The sequence below is a fragment of the Herbiconiux sp. 320_LB genome (assembly GCF_059691755.1).
The window spans coordinates 576,015-596,532 of sequence record NZ_JCAWAD010000002.1; the positions used below are offsets into that span (position 1 = coordinate 576,015).

Below are 20,518 nucleotides of genomic sequence, written 5' to 3' on the forward strand. Positions count from 1 at the left end.
ACGCGCGTCCGTACCGGCGCGGACCTGTCCGGGGATGAACACGACAGGTGTCGGCGTGCGCTGATAATGGTCCAATGCGATCAAGCGGCCGCCCCGGCGGATTCCGGGCGGCGCGCTCCCGCGCCGACTCCGGCCTGCTGACGACGATCGCCGCGGTGGTGCTGCTCGGCTGCGCGGTTCTCGGCGGCATGACGTCGACCGTCGCCTCCGCGACCGTCTCGGCCGCCGGTTCGGTGATCGCCGCGGCGGCCGGGCCCGCGGGGGCCGTGCGGGTCAGTGTGCCGGCCCCCGTCGCGCCCGGGGTCGGCGAGTCTTTGCCGGCGGTGCTGGCCGACCGCTTCGCGGGCATCCCGGTCACGATCATCCGCTCGATCGACACGCAGCCCACGCCGCTGGGCCTGCCGGCGGCGACTTCGTCGGCCACCGCGGCGTCGTCGCCTTCGGTATCGACCGCCGTGCTGCTGGCCGACGACTCGATCGCGGAGCACGCGGCGCTCGTCAGCGGAGGCTGGCTCGACGGCACCCCCGGCACCGTCGTCGTGCAGGCGGATGCGGCCGCGGCGCTGGGCCTCGCGGTCGGGTCGACGGTCGCGCTCGGGTCGGGAGGCGCATCCTTCACCGTCGTCGGAACCTGGCGGGCGGACGACGCGCTCGACCCCCTGTGGCTGGGCGACCCCGCCGCCGCCTCGGGCCGGCTCGGCGGGGCGGCGGGGCCGTTCGTGGTTTCGGAGGCGGACCTGCTCGCCCTCCCCGTCGCGGCCACCGCGCACTGGACCGTGACCGTGCCCGCACCGCCCGACGGGTGGACGGCGGCCCAGATCGAGGCGCTGCCCGAGGCCGCCGATCGCACCGGGATCGCCGACGCGATCGCCGTGCAGAACGACGAGATCGTCGAAGGACTCTCGGTCACGGGCGACCTCGCCGCCACGGCCGTCCGGGCCCGCACCGGGATGACCTCGGCGCAGTCGCTCGCCCTGGTTCCGACGGTGCTGGTCGGCGTGCTCGCGCTGATCGGGCTCAGCCGGCTCGCTGCGCTGCTCGCGGCCCGACGCCGCTCCGCCGACGCCCTGCTCTGGGCGCGGGGCGCGGCCCCGGCGCAGTTCGCGTGGTGGGGTGCGCTCGAGGGGGTCGTCGTCGCCGGGCCGGCCGGGGTCGTGGGCACCGCGCTCGGGCTCGGGGTGGCGTGGCTGTTCCGCGGGGCCGCACCGGTCGTGACCGCTGCCGTGCCGATCACGGTCGCGGCGTTGGCAGCCGGAACCGTGGCGGTACTCGTGGGGTCGGGTGTGGCCGGGGTGCGAGCGGATGCCGCCGAGCGGGCCGGCCGCTCGCGCACCAGCGGCGCCGTCGTCGCGGGGGCGGCGGTCGCGGTGCTCGCGGTCGTCGCCGGGCTGGCCGTCTGGCAGCTCGAGTCCGCCGCGGCCTCGCCTTCTGCCGCGCCCGGCGCTGCGGCCGGTGACGCGCCCGGCACTGCGGCGGGCGGCCCTGGCCCCCTCGCCGTGCTGGCGCCGACCCTCGTGCTGCTCGCGGCGACGGCGGCGCTGATCCTGGCGGCCACCCTCCTCGCTTCCCGGGCGGCCCGCCCCACCGCGCTCGCCCCGCGCGAGCCCGCCCGCGTCCGGCCCGCGCCGCCCACGCCGGTCGGGTCGAACGCGTCGGTCGGGCCCACTCGGTCCGGCAGATCGAGCGGGCCTGGCGGGCCGGACAAGTCGGGCGCGCGGGACACGTCGGGCCGGCCGGCCACGTCGGGCGCCCGAGACACGTCAGGCCGGCCGGACACATCAGGCCGGCGGGGCACGCCGGCGCGGCCGGACACGTCAGCCCGGTCGGGCACGTCCGGGCGGCGGGACGGAGCCGGGGGGTCGGTGGTGCGGTTCCTGGCGGGGCGCACGGTGGCGCTGCGTGCATCCGTGTTCGCTGCCGCGGCTCTCGTGGTCGCCCTCGCCGCCGGTGGAGCCGTCTACGCCGCCGCGGTCACCGCGACCGCAGACGCGCAGAACTCCGTCGCTGCCGAGCATCTCGCCGGGGCCGACCTGCGCCTCGCCCTCGGCGTCGACTCCACCGTGGGCACGGGCACTGCGGGGCCCGATTCCTCCCGGTACGCCGCCCTGCCCGGAGTCGCCACCGCCTCCACCGTGCTCGACTCGACCGCGACGATCGCGCGCGACGAGGTCACCCTCCTCGGCCTCCCCGCCTCGACGCAGCTCGCGATCACCAGCCGCGAGACGGTCACGCCTGACACCGCCGCACCCGCCCTCGACGGCACGGCTCTCGCGGTCACGCTGCGCACCGATGCCGCAGAGGCCACCCGCCCGGGAGTGCTCGGCGTGCGCGCCTGGGTCGCCGATGCCGACGGCGCCCTCTCGGCCCTCGACCTCGGCACCGTCGACGTCGCCGCGACCGCCGCCGATGGGGGTGCGGGAGCAGAAGGCGCGGCCGGGTCTGCGGTCAGGGCCGCGGTCGGGGCGACCCTCTCAGGGCCGCTGCCCTCCGGCCCGGCGCCCTTCCACCTGCTGGCCCTCGACGTCTCGCTGGCCCGGTCCCCTGTCGAGGGCGACCTCACCGTCGACCTGACCGCGGTGACGTCGACGGATGCGCCCGCATCCACGCCCCTCACCGGCGCCTCGCAGTCGCCCGCCGGCGCGACAGCCACAGCTCCCGCCGCACCAGCCGCATCCGCAACAGCCCCTGCGCCCGCGCTCGCCACCGGCACGTCAGCCGCATCCGCCCCCGCACCCGCGCTCTCCACCGACGCGACAACCGCACCCGCCCCCGCACCCGCACCCGCGCTCTCCACCGGCACGACAGCCGCATCCGCGCTCGCCACCGACGCGACAGCGGCGTCTGCGCCCGTCTCCACGATCGATCCCGCGCGACTGTCGGCCGGGTCGGTCAGCGTGTCGGCGCAGCGATCGACCGCACGAGTGCAGGTGGATGCGCCCACGACGCCCGTGCCGGTGACCGTCACGAGCGAGCTCGCCGCCCATCTCGGACTGGCCGTCGGCGACGAACTCGACATCACCCCCACGACCGGACGCGTGGTCCCGACCCGCATTGCCTCGGTCACCGACCGCATCCCCGGCTCGACCGACGCCTGGACCATCGCCGCCGACCTCACCGCCCTCGACCGCGGGGTGCTCGTGGCCGGAGGCTCCGTGCCCCAGGCGAACCAGATCTGGATCGCGGCCTCCGACTCGGACCACCTCGCTGCGGCCGCGGTCGGCGTGACCACCGAGCCGTGGTCGCTGGTGACCCGCGAGGGCTCGTCGTCGGACGGCTTCACCGGCCCGGTCGTCGCCGCGCTCTGGGCGTCCGCCGCCGCCGCGGCCGCCCTCGCCGTGCTCGCGGTGATAGCGGCCGGGGCGCTCCTCCGCCGCTCCCAGCGTCGCGAGCGCGCCGCGCTGAGCGCTCTCGGCATGACCGCTCGCCAGCAGTCACGGCGTTCCGCGCTGCAGACCTCCCTCACCGTCGCGGTCGCCGTGGCGGCGGGGCTGCTCGCGGGAGTCGCGACGGCCCTCCTCTGCGCGGGCCCGGCCACCGCATCCCTCGTCTACGGCGCGGCCGCCCTCGCCCCGGCGGTGTCCGGATGAACCGCGACGACCACCAGACGAACCGCGACGGCGACTGGATGAACATCGGCGGAGACCGAATGAACGCGGGGGTTTCCGGATGAACGGGGGCGCGCTCCGGATGCCCGGGCTGCTGCGGCGGACGGTCCTCGCCGCCCCGGGGGCGACCGTCGCTCTCGCCGTGCTCGCCGCCGTACTGGGCGGCGCGGGGATCGCCGTGCCCGCCCTGCTCGACCACGCGCAGACCGCCGCCGTGCAGCACGACCTGACCGCGGGGGTGCGCCCGGGGCGCCTCGATGTGGTCGCGACCTCCCTCGGCGGCCCCGCGACCGGCCCGCGCCCCGCCGCCGGCGATGCCGGGGGCACGCCCTCCCCACCCTGGGACCCCGCCGTCGACGCCGTGTGGGGGGCCGACGACCAGGCGCTCCGCGACATCCGCTCGACCGTGCCACCCGTGCTCGACGGGGTGCTCGGGGCACCGCGTCACGTCGTCACGTTCCCTGAGCTCTTCGCCTCGCCGGCTCCGGGGGGCACGCCCTTCTTCCCCACCTCGATCGCCCTGGCCGTCGACCCTGATTTCGCCGACGAGGTGACGCTCGTCGACGGCCGGCTTCCCGACCCGGCCGTGCCCGACGCGTCCACCACCGGCACCGGCTCGGGGTTCGACCCCGCGACCGGCCAGCCGATCACCGGCAGCACCGCCGGCGCGGGCGCCACCCCATCCGACCGATCCCCGGTCGAGATTGCCCTCGCGGCCCCCTCGGCCGAGACCATGCAGTGGGCCCTCGGCGAGACCCGGCAGCTCGCGGTGCCCGACGGCGGCACCCAGGCCGTCACCCTCACCGGCACCTTCACCCCGAACGACCCCGCCGACAGCACCTGGGCCAACATCCCCGCCTCGACCGAGGCCGAGATCGAGCCGACCCCCGACGGCGGACTCATCGCCTTCGGCTCCGCCTTCGCGAACGCCGCCTCGTGGCCGGTGCTGTCGACCCTGCCCGCGCACTCCACCTCGACCGTCTGGCTGCCGATCGATCGCGACGCCGTCACCGCCTCGAACGCCGCTGCCGTGGCCGACGCGATCCGCGTCTTCACGCGCATCCACTACACCCTGCCCGCCCCCGCCGCCCCGTCGACGGGCGCCGCAGACACAGCCGCCGGCGGCACTGCGACCGACGGCACGAGCGCATCCGGCACCGACGTCAGCGGCAACACCGACGCCGGCACCGCCACCGCCACCGCTACCGACGCTGGCGCCGCCCCCGGCACCGGGTCGACGGATGCCGCGGCCCCCGTCTTCCCTTACGACCCGCCCGCCGCCGAGTACGCCTTCACCTCCGCCCTGCCCGACGCCCTCGACGCCTCGGCCGCGAGCACCACCGTCACCGCCGCGTTCCTGACCATGACGGCGAGCGGACCGGCCATCGGCATCCTCGCCCTGCTCGTGCTGGTCGCCGGGGCCGTGCGCACGGCGCGGTCGTCGGCGTACTCGCTGCTCGCCGCCCGCGGAGCCTCCGCCCGCCAGCTCACGAGCCTCCTCGCCGGCGAGGGGCTGCTCGCGGGGATCTCGGGCGCCGCCGTGGGCGGGGTCGCAGGGGTCGGCGCCGTAATGGCCCTGCAGGCTACGACACCCGCCACCGCTGCGGGAATCCCCGCGTTCTCCCTGCCCTCGCCGGCACTGATGGCGGTGGGGCTGCTGGCGGCGATCCTGCTTCCGGCGATCGTCCTCACCGGGCAGACCGTGGCGGGTCGGGCCGTGAACCGGTCCGGCCGCGCGGGCGGAGGGGGTGCAGGGGGCGCGGCCGGCGGCACCTCACCGGCCGCCCTCGGCCTCGGCTCCGGCTCGGGCGGCGACTCCGGCGCCACCGGCAGTGCCCGCACCCCCGCCCTCTCCGCCGCCCGGCTCGCCCTCGAGGCCCTCCTCGCCCTCGTGACCGCCGCGGCCGTGGTCGACCTGCTCCAGCATCCCGGATCCCCCGACGCCCTCGGCTCCCTCGTCCCGGCCCTGCTCGCGCTCTGCGGCTGCGCGCTCGCGGCACGGGTCTTCCCGCTGCTCCTCCGCGCTGCCCGCCGGGCCACCGCCGCCCGGCGGGGCGCGATCGGCCTGATCGGCGCCGCCCGCGCCGCCGCCCCCTCGGCCGCCGGCGTCGTCGTGGTGGTCTGCGTGCTCGTGGGCCTCGCGGTGTCGCTGTTCTCCGCGGCCTTCCTCAGCACCGTGCACGCCGGCGTCGAGCAGGCCGCGGTCGAGCAGGTCGGGGCGGATGTCGCGGTCAGCGGCCCCGGACTGACCACCGAGGTCACCCAGGCGATCGCCGCCACCCCCGGGGTCGAGGCCTCGGCCGCGATCGTCGGCGACGCGCCCGTCACCGTCACGGTCGGCTCGGCCCGCAAGCTGCTGCGCCTCGTCGTGACCGACACGACCGCGCTCGCCCGCGTGCAGCAGGGCCTCCCCGGCGCGATCACCCTCCCGGATGCGCCGACCGGGTCGGCAAGTGCGGATGCCGATGCGAGCGGTAGCGCGGATGCCGATGCGAGCGGTAGCGCGGATGCGGATGCGAGCGGTAGCGCGGATGCGGATGCGAGCGTCAGCGCGGATGCGAGCGCGGCTACGAACAGCAGCCCGGACGCGGATGCCAACGCGAACGGCAGTGCGGACGCGGATGCCGACGGCGGCGAAAATTCGGATGCGGACGCGAATGCGAATGGCAGTGCGGACGCGGATGCGAACGGCAGCGCCGACGCGGCATCGCCCGACCCCGACGCCCCTATCCCCGTCATCGCCTCCGACTCCGCCGCGGCCCTGCTCGGCGGCGAGGAGTTCGCGCTCCGCGGGCATCCGCTCACCATCACCGGCCGGCACAGCCCGTCGGTCGCGTTCACCGCCGCCGAGAACTGGCTGCTGGTCGACTCCTCGGTCTCGGGCGCGGTCATCGACACCTCGGGGCTCGCCGACCTCGTGCTCGTGCGCCTCGCCGACGACGCCGATCCGGATGCGGCCCTCGCCGCCATCCAAGACGCCGCGGGACCCGACGCCCAGCTGATCACCCCGCAGGCGGTGGCGGATGCGGTGACCACGAGCCCCCGCGTCGCCACCCTGACAGCGGCCCTGATCGCCGCCACCGGAGTCTCGCTGCTGCTCGCCGTCGCCGCGATCGCACTGTCGGCCGCCGCCGGACGCCGCTCCCGCGGAGTGCTCGCCGGCGTGGTCGGGGCGCTCGGCGTCTCGCGCCGGCAGGTCGGCGCGCTGGCGGTCTGGGAGGTGGCGCCGCCGGTCGTCGTGGCGGGGGTTCTCGGGGTGCTGACCGGCATCCTGGTGCCGTTCGTCGTGCTGCCGTCGGCCGGGGCCTCGGCACTGACCGCCGGCACGGGTGAGCCGCCGGTGGTGGTCGACCCGCTGCTGTCGGCCGCGATCGTCGCGGTCTTCGCCGTCGCCGCGGCGGCCACCGTGGCCCTGTCGACCCGCATCAGCCGCCCCCGCGCGCCCGGCCCGTCCGCCGCGACCCACGCGCCCGGCCTACCCAGCGCGAGCCATGCATCCGGCGCGCCCCGCCCACCACGCGCACCCGGCGCGCCCGGCGCCCAACGCGCGACGCCGCCCGACGCACCCACCGACGACCGAGAGCGACGAGGATGACCAGCATGCCCCCTTCCCCCACGCCCGACGTGCTCTGCGCCGACCTGGTGCGCGTCTACCAGTCGCGCGGCGTCGAGGTGCAGGCGCTGCAGGGCCTCAACCTCCGCGTCGACCCGGGCGAGCTCGTCGCGATCGTCGGCGAGTCCGGGTCGGGCAAGTCGACGCTGCTCGGCATCCTCTCCGGGCTCGACACCCCGACGGCCGGCACCGTGCGGGTCGCCGGGCACGACCTGCTGGCGCTCACGCCCAAGCAGCGCGTGGGCTTCCGTCGCCACGACGTGGGCTTCGTCTGGCAGCAGACCGGCCGCAACCTCCTGCCCTACCTGACCGTGCAGCAGAACATCGACGCCGTCACGGCCGTCGCCCGCACGGGCACCGCGACTGAGCGGGCCGCCCGCTCCGACGAGCTGATCGAGCTGCTCGGTCTCGGAGACCTCCGCGACCGCCGCCCCGAGCTGCTCTCGGGCGGCCAGCAACAACGGGCCGCCATCGCGGTGGCCCTCGCGAACCGACCCCGCGTGCTCTTCGCCGACGAGCCCACCGGCGAGCTCGACGACGCGGCGAGCATCGACGTGCTCGAGGCGCTGGGCACACTGAACGAGGAGAACGGCGTGACGACGGTGATCGTGACCCACGACCCCTCGGTCTCCGAGCACGTGCGGCGCACGGTGCAGATCCGCGACGGGCGCACCTCGACCGAGACCGTGCGCAGCACCCGCACCGACGAGCACGGAGCCGAGCAGGTGCACGCCGAGGAGTTCGCCGTGCTCGACCGCGTCGGCCGCCTGCAGCTGCCCGCCGAGTTCACCGCCGCCCTGGGCCTCCGCGACCGCGTGCGGCTCGCGCTCGAGCCCGATCAGATCGCAGTCCGTCCCGACGAGACCCAGGAGCCGCGCCCGTGACCGACGCCGACCGCCCCACCACTTCCGCCTCCCCGGCCTCCCCGGCCCAGCCCCTCACCCGTGCGGCCGCCCGAGCCGCCGAACGCGCCGCCGACCAGGCCGCCCGGCACCGCGCCGACCCGCCCGCCGCCGATCCCGCCGACCAGCCCAACCGCCACCCAGCCGACCAGGCCATCCACCAGCCCGCCGCCGACCAGGCCCTCCACCTTCCCGCGCCCACCAACACCGCCGCCCAGCCCGCACCCGGCACCCGCACCCCCACCCGCACGACCACCCCCGTCGTCAGCGCCCACGCCGTCACCCGCGTCTTCACCACCCCGGCCGGCGACGTCGTCGCCTGTCACGGCATCACGCTCGCCGCCCACCCGGGCGAGCTCGTCGTCGTGCGCGGCGCATCCGGCGCCGGCAAGACCACCCTCCTCAACCTGCTCGGCACCCTCGACACCCCCACCTCGGGCACCGTCTCGATCGACGGCGAGCCCGTCGCCGGCCTCGGCGTCGATCGCATCGTCGAGCTCCGCCGCACCACCCTCGGCTTCGTCTTCCAGGATTTCGGCCTGCTCGACGACCTGACCGCACGCGAGAACGTCGGCCTCCCCCTCCGACTGCGACAGACGGATGCACGTGACCGCGACGAGCGCGTCGACGAGGCCCTCGCGCTGGTCGGCCTCGCCGGGCACGCGAACCAGCGGCCCGAAGAGCTCTCCGGCGGCCAGCGTCAGCGCGTCGGCATCGCCCGAGCGCTCGTCGGCGACCCCAGGCTCCTCATCGCCGACGAACCGACGGGCCAGCTCGACAGCGGCAACGCGGCCGCCGTGATGGACCTGATCGCCCGCCTCACCCACTCCCGCGGGCTCGCCGCGGTGGTCGCGACCCACGATCCCGCGTTCGTCTCCCGCGCCGACACCGTGATCACGCTCCAGGACGGTCGATCCGTCTGATCCCGTCGCACGACCTCAGAGGCGCAAGAACACCCGGGCGTCCTGCTCGAGCTGCTCGCGCGTGAGCCCGCGCTCCACCGCGTGCACCACGGGATCCGGATCCGCCATGTCGAAGGGGTAGTCGCTGCCGAGCAGCACCCGCCCCTCGCCCGCCTTCGCCGCGAGCAGGTCGAAGGCATCCGTGTCGTGCGTCACGGTGTCGAGCCAGAGCGAGCGGAAACCCTGCTCCGGCGGCGTGCTCGACCCGGCCGAGACGTCCGGCCGAGCATGCCACGCGTGGCTCCAGCGGCCGAGCAGGTCGGGCGCGCAGCCGCCGCCGTGCACGAAGCAGATCCGCAGTTCCGGGATGCGCTCGAGCACCCCGCCGAGCAGCACCGACGCGATCGCGGTCGCGGTCTCGACCGGATTGCCGATCAGGTTCACCAGGTAGTGCTTCGCGAGGGTCGGCGAGGGCAGCTGCATCGGGTGCACCAGCACCGCGAGCCCGAGCTCGGTCGCGCGGCGCAGCACCCCCTCGAGCGGCTCGGCGTCGAGCGAGCCGGCGCCGAGCAGAGGCGGTATCGCCACACCCAGGATGCCCGGGGTCGCCGCGAGCTCACCGAGCTGGCGGGACGCGGCATCCGGATCGGCCAGGCTCACGCAGCCGAAGCCCGCGAACCAGCCTGCGCCATCCGTGACCACCCGGGCGAGCTCACCGTTGAACGAGGCGACGTACTCCTCGGTGCCGGCCGCGGTGCCGAGCGCGAAGGCGAACGGCGGGGCCGAGAGCACGCGGGCCCCGACCCCCTTCTCCTCCATGTCGGCGCGGATCGCGTCGACGTCGCTCATCAGGCGGGTGTCGATCGAGAGCGGGGTGTCGCCGATGAACATCCGGCCGTCGCGGTCGGTGATGCCGCCGAACGGGGCGCCCGGCGGCAGGGCGAACAGGTCGCGGGGCAGCCAGTGCGCGTGCACGTCGATCGGCCCGGGCCGGAGATCGGCCGTCGGCAGAGGCACAGAGGTAGGCACAGTCGCCGGCGCCGGCGCCGGCGCCGACATCGGCACCGCGTTCGCGTCGCTCACAGCGCCAGCGGTTCGTTTTCGCTGTTCAGGTGCTCGACCGTGGTGAACACCAGCGGGGTGTCCCCGACGTTCTGGATGTCGTGCAAGAGGTACTCCCCTGGTCCGAAGTGGAAGTGGCGGGTCTCTCCGGCATCGTACGAGACGTCGCGGGTGGTTCCGTCGAAGGTGTGCTGCCGGCTCGTCCCCGCGTTCACCGCGGTCCAGAAGTAGTCGAGCACGTGCCGGTGGGCGTGCCACCGCTCGCCCGGCTCGAGCCGGATCTCCCAGACCCGCACCCGGTCGTCCTCGCTCAGCAGGCGGGAGCCCACGGCCCCGTCGAAGGCGTGGTCGGCGAACTCCTGGCGGAGCTCGTCGCTCCAGCCGTCGAAGTCGGTGCCGACGAGGGTGCCGGCGAGGGGCAGGTCGGCGAGGAAGTCGCTCATGGTGTTCTCCGTTCGGATGCGGGGCCCGGGTCGGCCCGGGCGGGGGTGTTCAGGTGACGAGAAGGGGCGGGTGGATGCGGCCACGCGGGTGGCCGGCCGGTGGATGCGGGCCGGTGTGCGGCTGGCCCGTGGATGCGGCCACACGAGCGGGCGGGACGAGACGAACCGCCGGCTCAGGCCACCGCGGTGCGGCGGTCCTCCGGGTAGAGCACGCCCGGCCCGTACAGGCCGAAGCGGAGGCTCGGGTCGCCCGGGGTCCAGGTGCCGAGGAACTGCGAGCGGTCGCCCATCTCCATCACGCGGTCGAGCAGCTGGCGGCTGAGCTCGAGCTGGCCGGGCTCCCAGGCGGCGAGCGCGGCGGGGATGTCGCCGGCCGCGGCGACCAGCGCATCCCGGAGCGCCCAGGCGTCGGCAGCGGCCTTCGCCGTGCCGGCGGCCGCGTGGGGCCGGGCGCTGCAGGCCGCGTCGCCGATCAGGGCCGCGCGGTGCAGCGCCATCCGGTTCGACCGCACGTCGAGCACGACCTGGAGGTAGGGCTCCTCGGTCGCGAGCACGACCTCGGCGGCGGCGGGCGCGAGGGTCGCGGCCGCCGTCTCGCGCAGCTCGGCGACGAACCGGTCCTGCACCAGCCCGGGCGGCAGCGAGACCGCGCCGACCATCCCGTTCTTGCCGGTGAGCAGCTCGGTCAGCTCGGGCCCCTCGGGCACGTTGCGGTACCAGACGTAGTTCATCAGCTGGTGCTCGGCCTCGACGCCCTCCTCGCCCGGGATCGGGTAGAGGGTGATGTGCGAGTTCGGCACCACCGAGTAGGTGATCGCGTCACCCATGAGCATCTGCGACACGGTGCTCAGGTCGCGCAGCGGCACGGTGCCCCGCCAGCCGACGTACCCCGAGTACGACGGCACGGCATCCGGATCGAACTGCTCGCGCGCCGGCGAGTTGATGCCGTCGGCGAAGACCACCAGGTCGGCGGTCTGGCTGCTGCCGTCGGTGAAGTGCACGGTCGCCGTGTCGCCGCTGTCGTCGAAGCCGCTCGCGGTGGCGCCGAGGTGGTAGTGCTCGGTGCCGAAGTCGTGCAGCAGCGCCCGGTAGAACGTGCCCCAGGAGGTGTACTCCCAGGTGCGCTCGTCGTGCGAGACGATGTGGTTGGCCTGGTCGAGGTACTGCACCCAGGAGGTGGAGGTCGCGAGCTCGGCCGGGTCGGTGTCGCTGCGCTCGGCGAACCAGCGGAGGGTGTCCGGCTGCAGCACGATCCCGCTGCCCCGGCCGTGCAGCGGCGAGGCGGTGCGCTCGTAGACGTCGACGTCGAAGCCGAGGTCCTTCAGCACGAGGGCGGCGGTGAGGCCGCCGATCGAGCCGCCGACGACGACGGCGCGCGAGCCGCGGTAGGAGTGGGTGGACATGTGATCACGCCTTTCGGGTGGGAGCGGAGGCCGGGCTCGCCGGCTCCGCGGGAGAGGTGCCCGCCGCATCCGCCGCCGCATCCGCCGCGAGGGACTCCTCGGTGGGCAGCGGCCGGCCGTTGGTCTCGCGGGCGAAGGCGACGCCGACCAGGCCGATCAGTCCGATCGCCGAGATCACCGCGGTGGCGATGCCCAGGTTGCCGTCGAACCAGGAGACCGCGATCACGCCGGCGACCAGGGGCCCGGCGGCGGTGAAGAAGCGGCCGACGCTGTTGCAGAAGGCGATCGCCGAGGCGCGGACGCTGGTCGGGAACACCTCGGGGCTGTAGATGAACGCCCCGGACAGCGAGCCGAAGAGGGCGAAGCCGAGCACGGGCATCACGATCATGTAGGTCGTCACGTCGCGCTGGAACGGGAAGAGGAAGGCGATCGCCACGGCCGCGGCCCCGAAGGTGATGAGGAACGTGGGCCGCCGGCCGATCTTGTCGGCGATGAAGCCCCAGGCCGCGTAGCCGACGATGCCGCCGGCGTTGAACAGGATCGAGGCGAGCGCCACCCGCGAGGCGATCAGGTCGGGCGACCACTGCTCGGCCGCGCCCATCTGCCGGATGATCTGCGGATACCAGGTCGTCACGCTCCAGAAGGCGATCAGGGCCCCGGTCGCGATCGCCGTGCAGACGAGGGTCGGGCGCAGCAGGGGCTTCCGGAACAGCCGCTTCAGCACGAAGTCGTCGCGGGCGACCGCCCGGCCGGCGCGCTTGCGTTCGCGGCGCTCCCGGATCGCGTCGGCCGACTCCGGCGGCTCCTTCACGAAGCGACGGATGAACCAGACCAGGATGGCGGGGATGACCGCCAGCGCCATCATGAAGCGCCAGCCCAGCCCGCCGGCCAGGGCGAACACGAGCGCGGCCACGAAGAACCCGGCCGCGTAACCGGACATCATCACGCCGCCGGCCCGGGCGCGGTACCGGTTCTTCCAGCTCTCCGCGATCAGGGCCGCTCCCACCGGAGCCTCGACGCCCGAGCCGAGCCCCGCGATGAAGCGCAGGATGCCCAGCTGCCACCAGGTGTCCGCGAAGGCGGCCGCCGCGGTGAAGACGGCGTAGGTCAGGATGCCGATGGCCAGGATCCGGGTGCGGCCCAGGTAGTCGGCCAGCACCCCGAAGACGATCCCGCCGAGGGCCCACCCGCCGAGGAAGAGCGCCACGGTCAGGCCGCCGTAGAGACCGATCGCCGCCGGGCTGACCTCGATGCCGCTGTGCGGCAGCAGCTCGGTCATCGCCGGGCCGAGCACCAGCGTGTAGAGACTGCCGGCGAAGCCGTCCAGCCCCCAGCCGAGCATGGTGCCGGTGAGCACGAGCCACTGGGCCTTCGTGATCTCCTGGCGCCAGCCCGAACGGAGTTCGTTGCGCGTGTTGCGAGTCTGCGTCACCATCGACGTGCTCTCCTTCGGAATTGGTGGGACCGGTCCCGGGTGCCCGGGGTTCGGGGTGGTGCTCGGAGTTCGGGTGGTGCTGGGGGTTCGGGCAATGCTCGGAGTTCGAGTGGGGCTGGGGCGGGTCGGGTCGCGCTCAGTTCAGGCGCTGGGTGCCCGATCCGCCGTACCAGTCGACGGAGTCGGGCGCGATCCGGGTGACGACCGTCTTGAGCCAGGAGAAGTCGTCGAACGACTCCACGCCGGCGTCCTTCCCGATGCCGGACTCCTTGATGCCGCCCCAGGGGAGGGAGGGCTCGAGGCGGTGGTGGTCGTTGATCCAGACCATGCCCGCCTTGATCCGGTCGGCCACGCGGTGGGCGCGGGCGACATCCCTCGTCCAGAGGCCGGCGCCCAGGCCGTAGGGGTTGTCGTTGGCCATGGCCACGGCGTCGTCCTCGTCGTCGAAGGGGATGACGACCGCGACCGGCCCGAAGATCTCCTCGCGGGCGACGCGCATCTGCATGGTGGCGTCGGCGAGCACGGTCGGGGCGTAGAAGAAGCCGGTGCGGAGCGCCTGCTCGTCGGAGCCGAACTCGGGCTCGGCGCCGCCCGCCGTCACCGAGGCGCCCTCCTCGCGGCCCGACTCGACCAGGGCCTCGACCTTGTCGCGCTGACGGGCGCTGATCAGCGGACCCATCTGCGTGTCGGGGCTGGTCGGGTCGCCGATGCGGATGGCCTTCGCGCGGGCGGTCAGGTGCTCGACGAACTGGTCGTAGACCGCGCGCTGCACCAGGAAGCGGGATCCGGCGACGCAGGACTGGCCGGCGGCGACGAAGGCCGAGAACGCGGCCCCCTCGGCCGCATCCCGCGGGTCGACGTCGTCGAAGACGACCACCGGGGTCTTGCCGCCGAGCTCTGCGGTCATCCGGGCGAACCGGCGGGCCGTCGCGACCGCGGCCGAGCGGCCGGTCTCGGTGCCGCCGGTGAGGGTGATCTTCGCGATGTCGGGGTGCTCGGTGAGCGCCCGGCCGGCCTCGGCCGCACCCGTGACGATCTGCACGACGCCCTCGGGGATGCCCGCGCGCTCGAGGATGGGCAGCAGCGCGAGGGTCGTCAGCGGGGTGAGCTCGGAGGGCTTCACGACCACGGTGTTGCCGTTCGCCAGGGCGGCCGAGAGGCTGCGGGCGAGGATCAGCATCGGGTGGTTGAACGGCGTGATGATGCCGCAGACGCCGAGCGGGGCGCGGCGCTGGTAGGTCAGGTAGGGCCCGTCGGAGGGCAGCACGCCGGTGCGCTGGGCGGCGAGCAGTCCGGCGTTGTAGCGGAACCACTCGGGCACGCGGGAGAGCTGGGCGCGGGTCTCGGTCACGGGCCGGCCGTTGTTGAGGGCCTCGAGGCGGTAGAGCTCCCCGGTCGAGGCCTCGATCTCGTCGGCGACGCGGAGCAGGATGCGGGCACGCTCGCTCGGGTGCAGGGCCGGCCACGGCCCGGACTCGAACGCGGCCTTCGCGGTTGCGACGATGCGGTCGACGTCGGCCGCTCCGTGCTCGGGCACCGACTGGATCACCGCACCCGTCGAGGGGTTGATGATGTCGCGGGTCGGGCCGTCCTCAACCAGAGCGGGGGTGTCAATCACTGCGGTGTCGGTCACGTCGGTCTCCTCAGGCTGGACTTGGTTCCGAGAGAGGTTCCGCAAGGCCACGGCGCCCCACTCAGGTTCCAACAGCATGCCTGCCCGCGATATCCACGACAATGTCCATGACACCACTCTTGACGCGAGAGCATGTGCGTGCTGACATGAGGGATGGATTCCGAACTGCTCGTCTGGCTGGGCCGGCTGCGCGAGTTGAGCGCGGTGGCGGTGGGCGGGCGATCCGTCGACCAGGCGCTCGAACTCGTGGCCGAGACGGCCCGGGAGCTGCTCGGTTTCGACTTCTGCGGGGTGCTGGTTCCGGATGCGGCGGGCACCGCCCTGGTCATCACCGGCTGGAGCGGGCTGTCGCGCGAGTACGTCGACGGCGTGAACCGCTCGAGTCCGGTGACGCTCGGCTCGACCGCCCCCTCCAGCCGGGCCTACTTCGGCGGGCGTCCGGTCGCGGTGACCGACATCGAGGTGGAGCGCGGCTTCGCGCCCTGGGGAGGGGTGGCGCAGGAGCAGGGCTACCGGTCGATGATCAGCGTGCCGCTCATCGGCACCGACCGGGTGCTCGGCGCCGACCGCGTGCTGGGCACGCTGAACGGCTATCACGCGCGCATCCACGACTACAGCGAGCAGGAGATCGAGCGGCTGATCCTGCTCGCGAACCACGCGGCGGCGGCGCTGACCAGCGCGGCCCTGGTCGAGGAGCTGCGCGGCGCCAACGCCTCGCTCCTCGAGCAGCGCGACCTGCTGGCGAAGTCGGAGGACATCCACCGCCGCCTCCTCCGCGTCTCGCTCGAGTCGGGCGGGCTCGACGGGGTCGTGCGCACGCTCGCCGACCTGATCGGCCGGCCGGTGCGGCTCGAGGACCCTCGGGGTGCCGTGCTCGCGGCCTCGTCGGTGCCCGCCACCGGCGCCCTCGCGGCAGCGTCAGCGCCCGCCACCCGCGGCGCGCTCGCGGCCGCGTCGGGGTCCGCCACCGGCGGCGGCGATGAGGCCGGCGCGGAGGTCGAGGTGGTCGTGCCCGTGCGACTCGGACCCGAAGAGGTGGGGGTGCTGCGCGTCGACGACCCGGCGGGTGCCGGGCTCGACGCGCTCGATGCGCGTGCGGTCGATCACGCGTCGGTGGTGATCGCGCTCGAGGTGCTGCGCATCCGGGCGGCGCTCGAGACCGAGTACCGCATCCAGGGCGAGGTGCTCACCGATGTGCTGCTCTTCGGCGTCACCGAGCAGGCCTCCCGGCGGGCCGCGGCGCTCGGACACGACCTCGCGAGCCTTCGCGTCGCCACCGTCGCGAGCGTGCCCGGACTCGGCGGCACCCTCGGCATCAGCGCCGCCGACACCCGGCGCACACTCGCGGCACTGTCGGCCGTCTCGGCGCTCACCCTGCCCGGTGCCGCATCCGCTCGCCCGCTGGTCGCGGCGTTGCAGGGGATGGTCGTGGCGCTGTGGCCGGTTCCGGGCGATCCCGAGCCCGATTCTGCATCTGCATCTGCTTCTGGTCCTGCTTCTGCTTCTGCTTCTGCGGCGCTCGACGAGGTCTCGGAAGCGGCCGGGCCGATCGTGCTGCGGGCGCTGCACGCGGCGTTCCCGGGAGAGAAGGTGCTGGTCGCGGCCTCCGGACCCCACCACCGCCCGCTGCCCGAGGCCTTCCGCATCGCGCGGGGTGCTCTCACGCTGGCGCGCGCTGCGGGCCGCTCCGACGAGGTCGTCTCGCCGGCGGGGCTGGGCCTGGTGGGAGTGCTGCTGCAGACCGACCAGCCCGAGGCGCTGCTCGATTTCGCCCGCGAGCGCCTCGGCCCCCTCATGGACTACGACCGGGCCCGTGGCACCGACCTCGTCGAGACGCTCCGTCGTCACCTCGACGACGGCCTCGATCGTGCGGCCACCGCGGCCGCCCTGCGCCTGCACCCGAACACGGTCAACCAGCGCCTCCGCCGCATCGAGTCGCTCACGGCCACCCAGCTCCGTCGTCCCGCCGACGTCGTCTCCTTCGCTTCCGCCCTGGCGGTCTGGGACGTGGCCCGCTCCCTCACCGCCACCCTCGTCTGACCCCGCTTCGCTCGACCCCGCCCCCCGCCTGACCGCGCCCCGCCCGCCCGCGCGCCTCCGTCCCGCCCCGCCCCCGCCCGAATGCCCTCGACCCGTCACCTGTGGTCGCTATCCCGCGCCGATAGCGGCAACAACTGACGGATCGGTGTCCTACGCTCGGAGCGTGAGACCTCGGAGTCGCAAAGGGTCGGCCGCGGGCGGGTTGTTCCTCATCGCCCTCGGTGTGATCTACGTCATCGTCTTTCCCGCGCAGCAACGCGAGGGCGCCTGGTGGGTGCCGTGCGCGCTCATCCTCTTCTTCGGTTCGGTCCTCCTGGCAGGAGCCTTCCCTCGTAGACGTCGTGACGAGTAGCGCCAGACCGTCCCGAGTCGGTCAACCAGCGCCGATGGCCTCGATCCGTCACCTCTTGTCGCCATTCGGTGGCCATAGCGGCAAGGAGTGACGGGTCGAGGACATTTGGGGGCGGGGGGTGCGGATCGTGGCCTTTCGGGGCGAGACGTCAGGGGGTGGCGTAGCCGGGGAGGGCTCGGATGAACGCGTCGACCAGGCGGTCGTAGCTGCGGTCGACGTCGTCAGGCATTCCGAACCCACCGGCGGCCTCGAGCGACACGAAGCCGTGCAGCAGCGAACGCAGCGCCCGAGTCGCGTCGATCGCGTCACCGCCCTCGAGCCCGAACCCGGCGAGCGCGTCGAAGATCACCGACAGCGCCGCCTCCGCCGCGACGACCTCGCCCGAAGCCGCGACGGCGCCATCGCTCGCGCCGGCATCCACCGCGGCCGCCCTCGCACTGGCAGATGCCGCAGCCGCATCCGCGTCAGCCGCGGCTGCATCCGCCGCGTCGATGGCAGTGGGTGCGGCGACGGCAACCGCGGCTGCATCGGTAAGCGTCTCGGGGGTTGCGGGGGCGGAGCGACGCGGGGGCGCCACCGTGGCCGAGTAGCGGCCCGGGTGGGCCCGCGCCCACTGCCGCAGCGCCCGCGCGAGGCCGGCCACCGCATCCGCCCCCGAACGGCCGACGGTCGCCCTCGCCATGACCTCGGTCAGCTCACGGATGGCGCGCTCGCCCACCGTCGCCTTGAGCGCGGCGAGCGAGTCGATGTGCTTGTAGAGGCTCGGCAGCCGGATGCCCAGCCGCGCGGCCACGGCCGCGAGCGTGATGTTCTCCAGCCCCACCTCATCGGCGAGCGCCTCCGCCTCTTCGGCGACGCGGTCGCTCGTGACGCCGGCCCTAGGCATCCGCGGCAGCCCCCGCGCCCGCGGCGCGCACGCGGCGGGCGAAGTCGAGGATGGCGGGGGTGACGAGCTCGGGCCGCTGCGCGTGGGGGTAGTGCCCGGCCTCCGGCACCATCAGCACCTCGGCCGCCCCGCCCCGCGCGGCGTCGCGCCCCGCGAACTGCTCGGCGATCCAGCCGGCCTCGGCGGCGGCGCCCTTGGCGGCGAAGTCGGGATCCATCTCCCCCATTATGACCAGCACGGGCGCCGAGACCGCCGGCAGCGCCGCCTCGGCGGGCGCGTGGGTCACGTGCGTGGTCTTCGAGAAGGCCGCGGCGTGGCCCGGCCGACGGAGCGCGGCGACGATGGCGGCGCGGTGCGCCTCGAAGTCGGCGGGCTTCCGGCCCGCGTAGAGCGACGGCAGGTAGCCCCGCCACACCGGCGTCACCCACGGCCGCGCCATCATCGCCCGGAACGCCACCAGCAGCAACGGGTTCATCGCGGGGTTCCGCACGAACGGGCCCACCAGCACCAGTCCCGAGACGAGGTCGGGCCGCCGGGCCGCGACGATCACGGCGGCACCCGCACTCATCGAGTTGCCGACGACGATCGCCGGACCGCCGAGGTGCTCGATCAGGGCGATGAGATCGGATGCGGTCTCCTCGTCGCCGTACGACGCGAAGCCCGCGTCGCTGTCGCCGTGGCCGCGGAGTTCGGCATCCGCCACCCGGAATCCGGATGCGACGAGCTGCGGTGAGAGGGCGCGCCAGGTGGAGCGCAGATCGCCCATCCCGGGCGAGGTGACGACGAGGGGGCCGTGGCCGGCCAGCCCGTAGGCCAGTCGTCCTTCCCCGCGATCGAGGCGGTGGAGCTGGGACGAGGTGTCGGTGGAGTTCATGGTGGCTACTCTAGCTAGCTTATTGGCTATTAGCAATAGCTTCGAGCCACCTACATCAACGATGGGGAATTTAGTTGTACCGACAAGTGTTCTACCCTGAACCATGACGAACCCCACCGACCTCCTCGCCCCCGACACCGCGATGGGTGCCGTCACCCTCCGGGTCGGCGACCTCGACCGCATGATCGCCTACTACCGCGACGCCGTCACCCTCGACCTGATCAGCCACCACGGCGACACGGCCGTGCTCGGCCGGGGCGGGATCCCTGCTGTCATCCTGCAGCACGCCCCCGAGCTGAAGAACCCCGAGCCCCGCTCGGCGGGCCTGTTCCACACCGCGATCGTCTTCGACTCCGAGGCCGCCCTCGCCGCCGCCGTCTACTCGGTCGCGCAGCGCTTTCCGCACTCCTTCACCGGGTCCTCGGACCACCTCGTCTCGAAGGCCTTCTACTTCACCGACCCCGAGGGCAACGGCGTCGAGCTCTACTGGGACCGCGACCGCACCTCCTGGAGCTGGGCCCACGGCCAGATCGAGATGTCGACCCTCTACCTCGACCCGAACGAGTTCCTGCAGCAGAACCTCACGGGCGAACTGGTCGAGGATCCCCGCATCGGCCGCGCCTCGGTCGGCCATGTGCACCTCTCGGTCGGCGACATCGCGACCGCGCGCGACTTCTACGTCGACACCCTGGGCTTCGAGGTCACCTCGGCCTTCGGCCCGCAGGCCCTGTTCGTCTCGGCCGGCGGCTACCACCACCACATGGCGATGAACGTCTGGAACTCCCTCGGCGCCGGCCGCCGCCAGCAGACCCTCGGGCTCGGCCAGGTCGAGATCGTGCTCCCGGATGCCGACGGGGTCGCCGCGACCGAGGAGAGGCTGCGGCATCACGGCCTGCAGACGGCGAACGACGGCCGCACGGTCACGGTGGCCGACCCCTGGGACAACACCCTCCTGCTCCGCACCCCCACTCCCGCCTGACCCGCCGCCGAACCAGCCACGCGAGGAAGTGCTCGGCTCACGGCGCGAGTTCGGCCCGCCGGAACCCGAGTTCTCGCTCGACCCGCCTCATCGGCGACCCGTCGAACCCCAGCGCGCCGAGATCGACAGCGGCCGCGGCTCGGAGCGCAAGGGCCTCCGCCGAGCGGGCGGCCCGGTCCGGGAGCCCGATCGTGCGGGCGAATTCCCGCTAGTGCCGCGCCTTGAGTGTCGTCGTACGGCCGCCGATCGGGAGGGCGAGACTGTCGTCGTCGTAGATCAGCCCGCGTCCCGCCCGAATCGGCATGATTGTGCCGATTCGATCCCATTCGAGCACCTTCGGGTGCACAGGCGAGATGAATCGGCATGATCTTGCCGACCGCGGGAGGGAA

Annotated in this window: 14 protein-coding genes; 7 read left to right on the forward strand and 7 right to left on the reverse strand. The window is 74.2% G+C overall.

Annotation, left to right across the window (positions count from 1 at the left end):
• Positions 1-74 precede the first annotated feature (74 nt).
• The 4 genes from AC59HU_RS06770 to AC59HU_RS06785 all read left to right on the forward strand — a co-directional run bounded on the left by AC59HU_RS06770 (position 75) and on the right by AC59HU_RS06785 (position 9,043).
• The gene (locus AC59HU_RS06770) at positions 75-3,587 is read left to right on the forward strand and encodes a hypothetical protein (protein ID WP_497222612.1); all 3,513 of its coding nucleotides are present in this window, start codon (positions 75-77) and stop codon (positions 3,585-3,587) included.
• Between the two features lie 79 nt (positions 3,588-3,666).
• The gene (locus AC59HU_RS06775; protein WP_497222613.1) at positions 3,667-7,200 is read left to right on the forward strand and encodes an FtsX-like permease family protein; all 3,534 of its coding nucleotides are present in this window, start codon (positions 3,667-3,669) and stop codon (positions 7,198-7,200) included.
• On the forward strand, positions 7,197-8,102 hold the full coding sequence (locus AC59HU_RS06780) for an ABC transporter ATP-binding protein (protein WP_497222614.1): 906 nt from the start codon (positions 7,197-7,199) through the stop codon (positions 8,100-8,102). The genes AC59HU_RS06775 and AC59HU_RS06780 overlap by 4 nt, the downstream gene beginning before the upstream one ends.
• Positions 8,099-9,043, forward strand: coding sequence for an ABC transporter ATP-binding protein (locus tag AC59HU_RS06785; protein WP_497222615.1), 945 nt, complete (start codon positions 8,099-8,101; stop codon positions 9,041-9,043). Before AC59HU_RS06780 ends, AC59HU_RS06785 begins: the two co-directional genes overlap by 4 nt.
• Positions 9,044-9,058: 15 nt before the next feature.
• On the opposite strand, the gene AC59HU_RS06790 is transcribed toward AC59HU_RS06785, so the two are convergent.
• The 5 genes from AC59HU_RS06790 to AC59HU_RS06810 form a co-directional block, all read right to left on the reverse strand.
• Positions 9,059-10,039: an amidohydrolase family protein gene (locus AC59HU_RS06790; RefSeq protein ID WP_497222616.1), complete on the reverse strand. Its 981-nt coding sequence runs from the start codon at positions 10,037-10,039 to the stop codon at positions 9,059-9,061.
• 62 nt (positions 10,040-10,101) lie between these two features.
• Complete coding sequence (locus AC59HU_RS06795; protein WP_497222617.1) at positions 10,102-10,527, reverse strand: cupin domain-containing protein; 426 nt, start codon at positions 10,525-10,527, stop codon at positions 10,102-10,104.
• A 173-nt stretch (positions 10,528-10,700) separates the two neighbouring features.
• The gene (locus tag AC59HU_RS06800; protein ID WP_497222618.1) at positions 10,701-11,930 is read right to left on the reverse strand and encodes an FAD binding domain-containing protein; all 1,230 of its coding nucleotides are present in this window, start codon (positions 11,928-11,930) and stop codon (positions 10,701-10,703) included.
• A 4-nt stretch (positions 11,931-11,934) separates the two neighbouring features.
• Complete coding sequence (locus tag AC59HU_RS06805) at positions 11,935-13,365, reverse strand: MFS transporter (protein ID WP_497222619.1); 1,431 nt, start codon at positions 13,363-13,365, stop codon at positions 11,935-11,937.
• Positions 13,366-13,501: 136 nt separating this feature from the next.
• Positions 13,502-14,998 (reverse strand): aldehyde dehydrogenase, encoded by a 1,497-nt coding sequence (locus AC59HU_RS06810; RefSeq protein ID WP_497222620.1) that lies wholly within the window; start codon positions 14,996-14,998, stop codon positions 13,502-13,504.
• 153 nt (positions 14,999-15,151) lie between these two features.
• On the opposite strand from AC59HU_RS06810, the gene AC59HU_RS06815 reads away from it, so the two are divergent.
• Together AC59HU_RS06815 and AC59HU_RS06820 are read left to right on the forward strand one after the other, a co-directional pair.
• Entirely contained in the window at positions 15,152-17,038 is a 1,887-nt protein-coding gene (locus tag AC59HU_RS06815) for a helix-turn-helix domain-containing protein (RefSeq protein WP_497222621.1), read from the forward strand.
• Between the two features lie 163 nt (positions 17,039-17,201).
• Positions 17,202-17,390 carry a hypothetical protein gene (locus AC59HU_RS06820; RefSeq protein ID WP_497222622.1) on the forward strand — a complete coding sequence of 63 codons (189 nt, stop codon included), beginning with the start codon at positions 17,202-17,204 and terminating at the stop codon, positions 17,388-17,390.
• Between the two features lie 148 nt (positions 17,391-17,538).
• On the opposite strand, the gene AC59HU_RS06825 is transcribed toward AC59HU_RS06820, so the two are convergent.
• The gene (locus tag AC59HU_RS06825; RefSeq protein WP_497222623.1) at positions 17,539-18,276 is read right to left on the reverse strand and encodes a TetR/AcrR family transcriptional regulator; all 738 of its coding nucleotides are present in this window, start codon (positions 18,274-18,276) and stop codon (positions 17,539-17,541) included.
• Positions 18,269-19,150, reverse strand: coding sequence for an alpha/beta fold hydrolase (locus tag AC59HU_RS06830; RefSeq protein WP_497222624.1), 882 nt, complete (start codon positions 19,148-19,150; stop codon positions 18,269-18,271). Before AC59HU_RS06830 ends, AC59HU_RS06825 begins: the two co-directional genes overlap by 8 nt.
• A gap of 103 nt (positions 19,151-19,253) precedes the next feature.
• Here AC59HU_RS06830 and AC59HU_RS06835 point away from each other — a divergent pair, with 103 nt between their 5' ends.
• Entirely contained in the window at positions 19,254-20,129 is an 876-nt protein-coding gene (locus AC59HU_RS06835; protein ID WP_497222625.1) for a VOC family protein, read from the forward strand.
• The last annotated feature ends 389 nt before the right edge of the window (positions 20,130-20,518 follow it).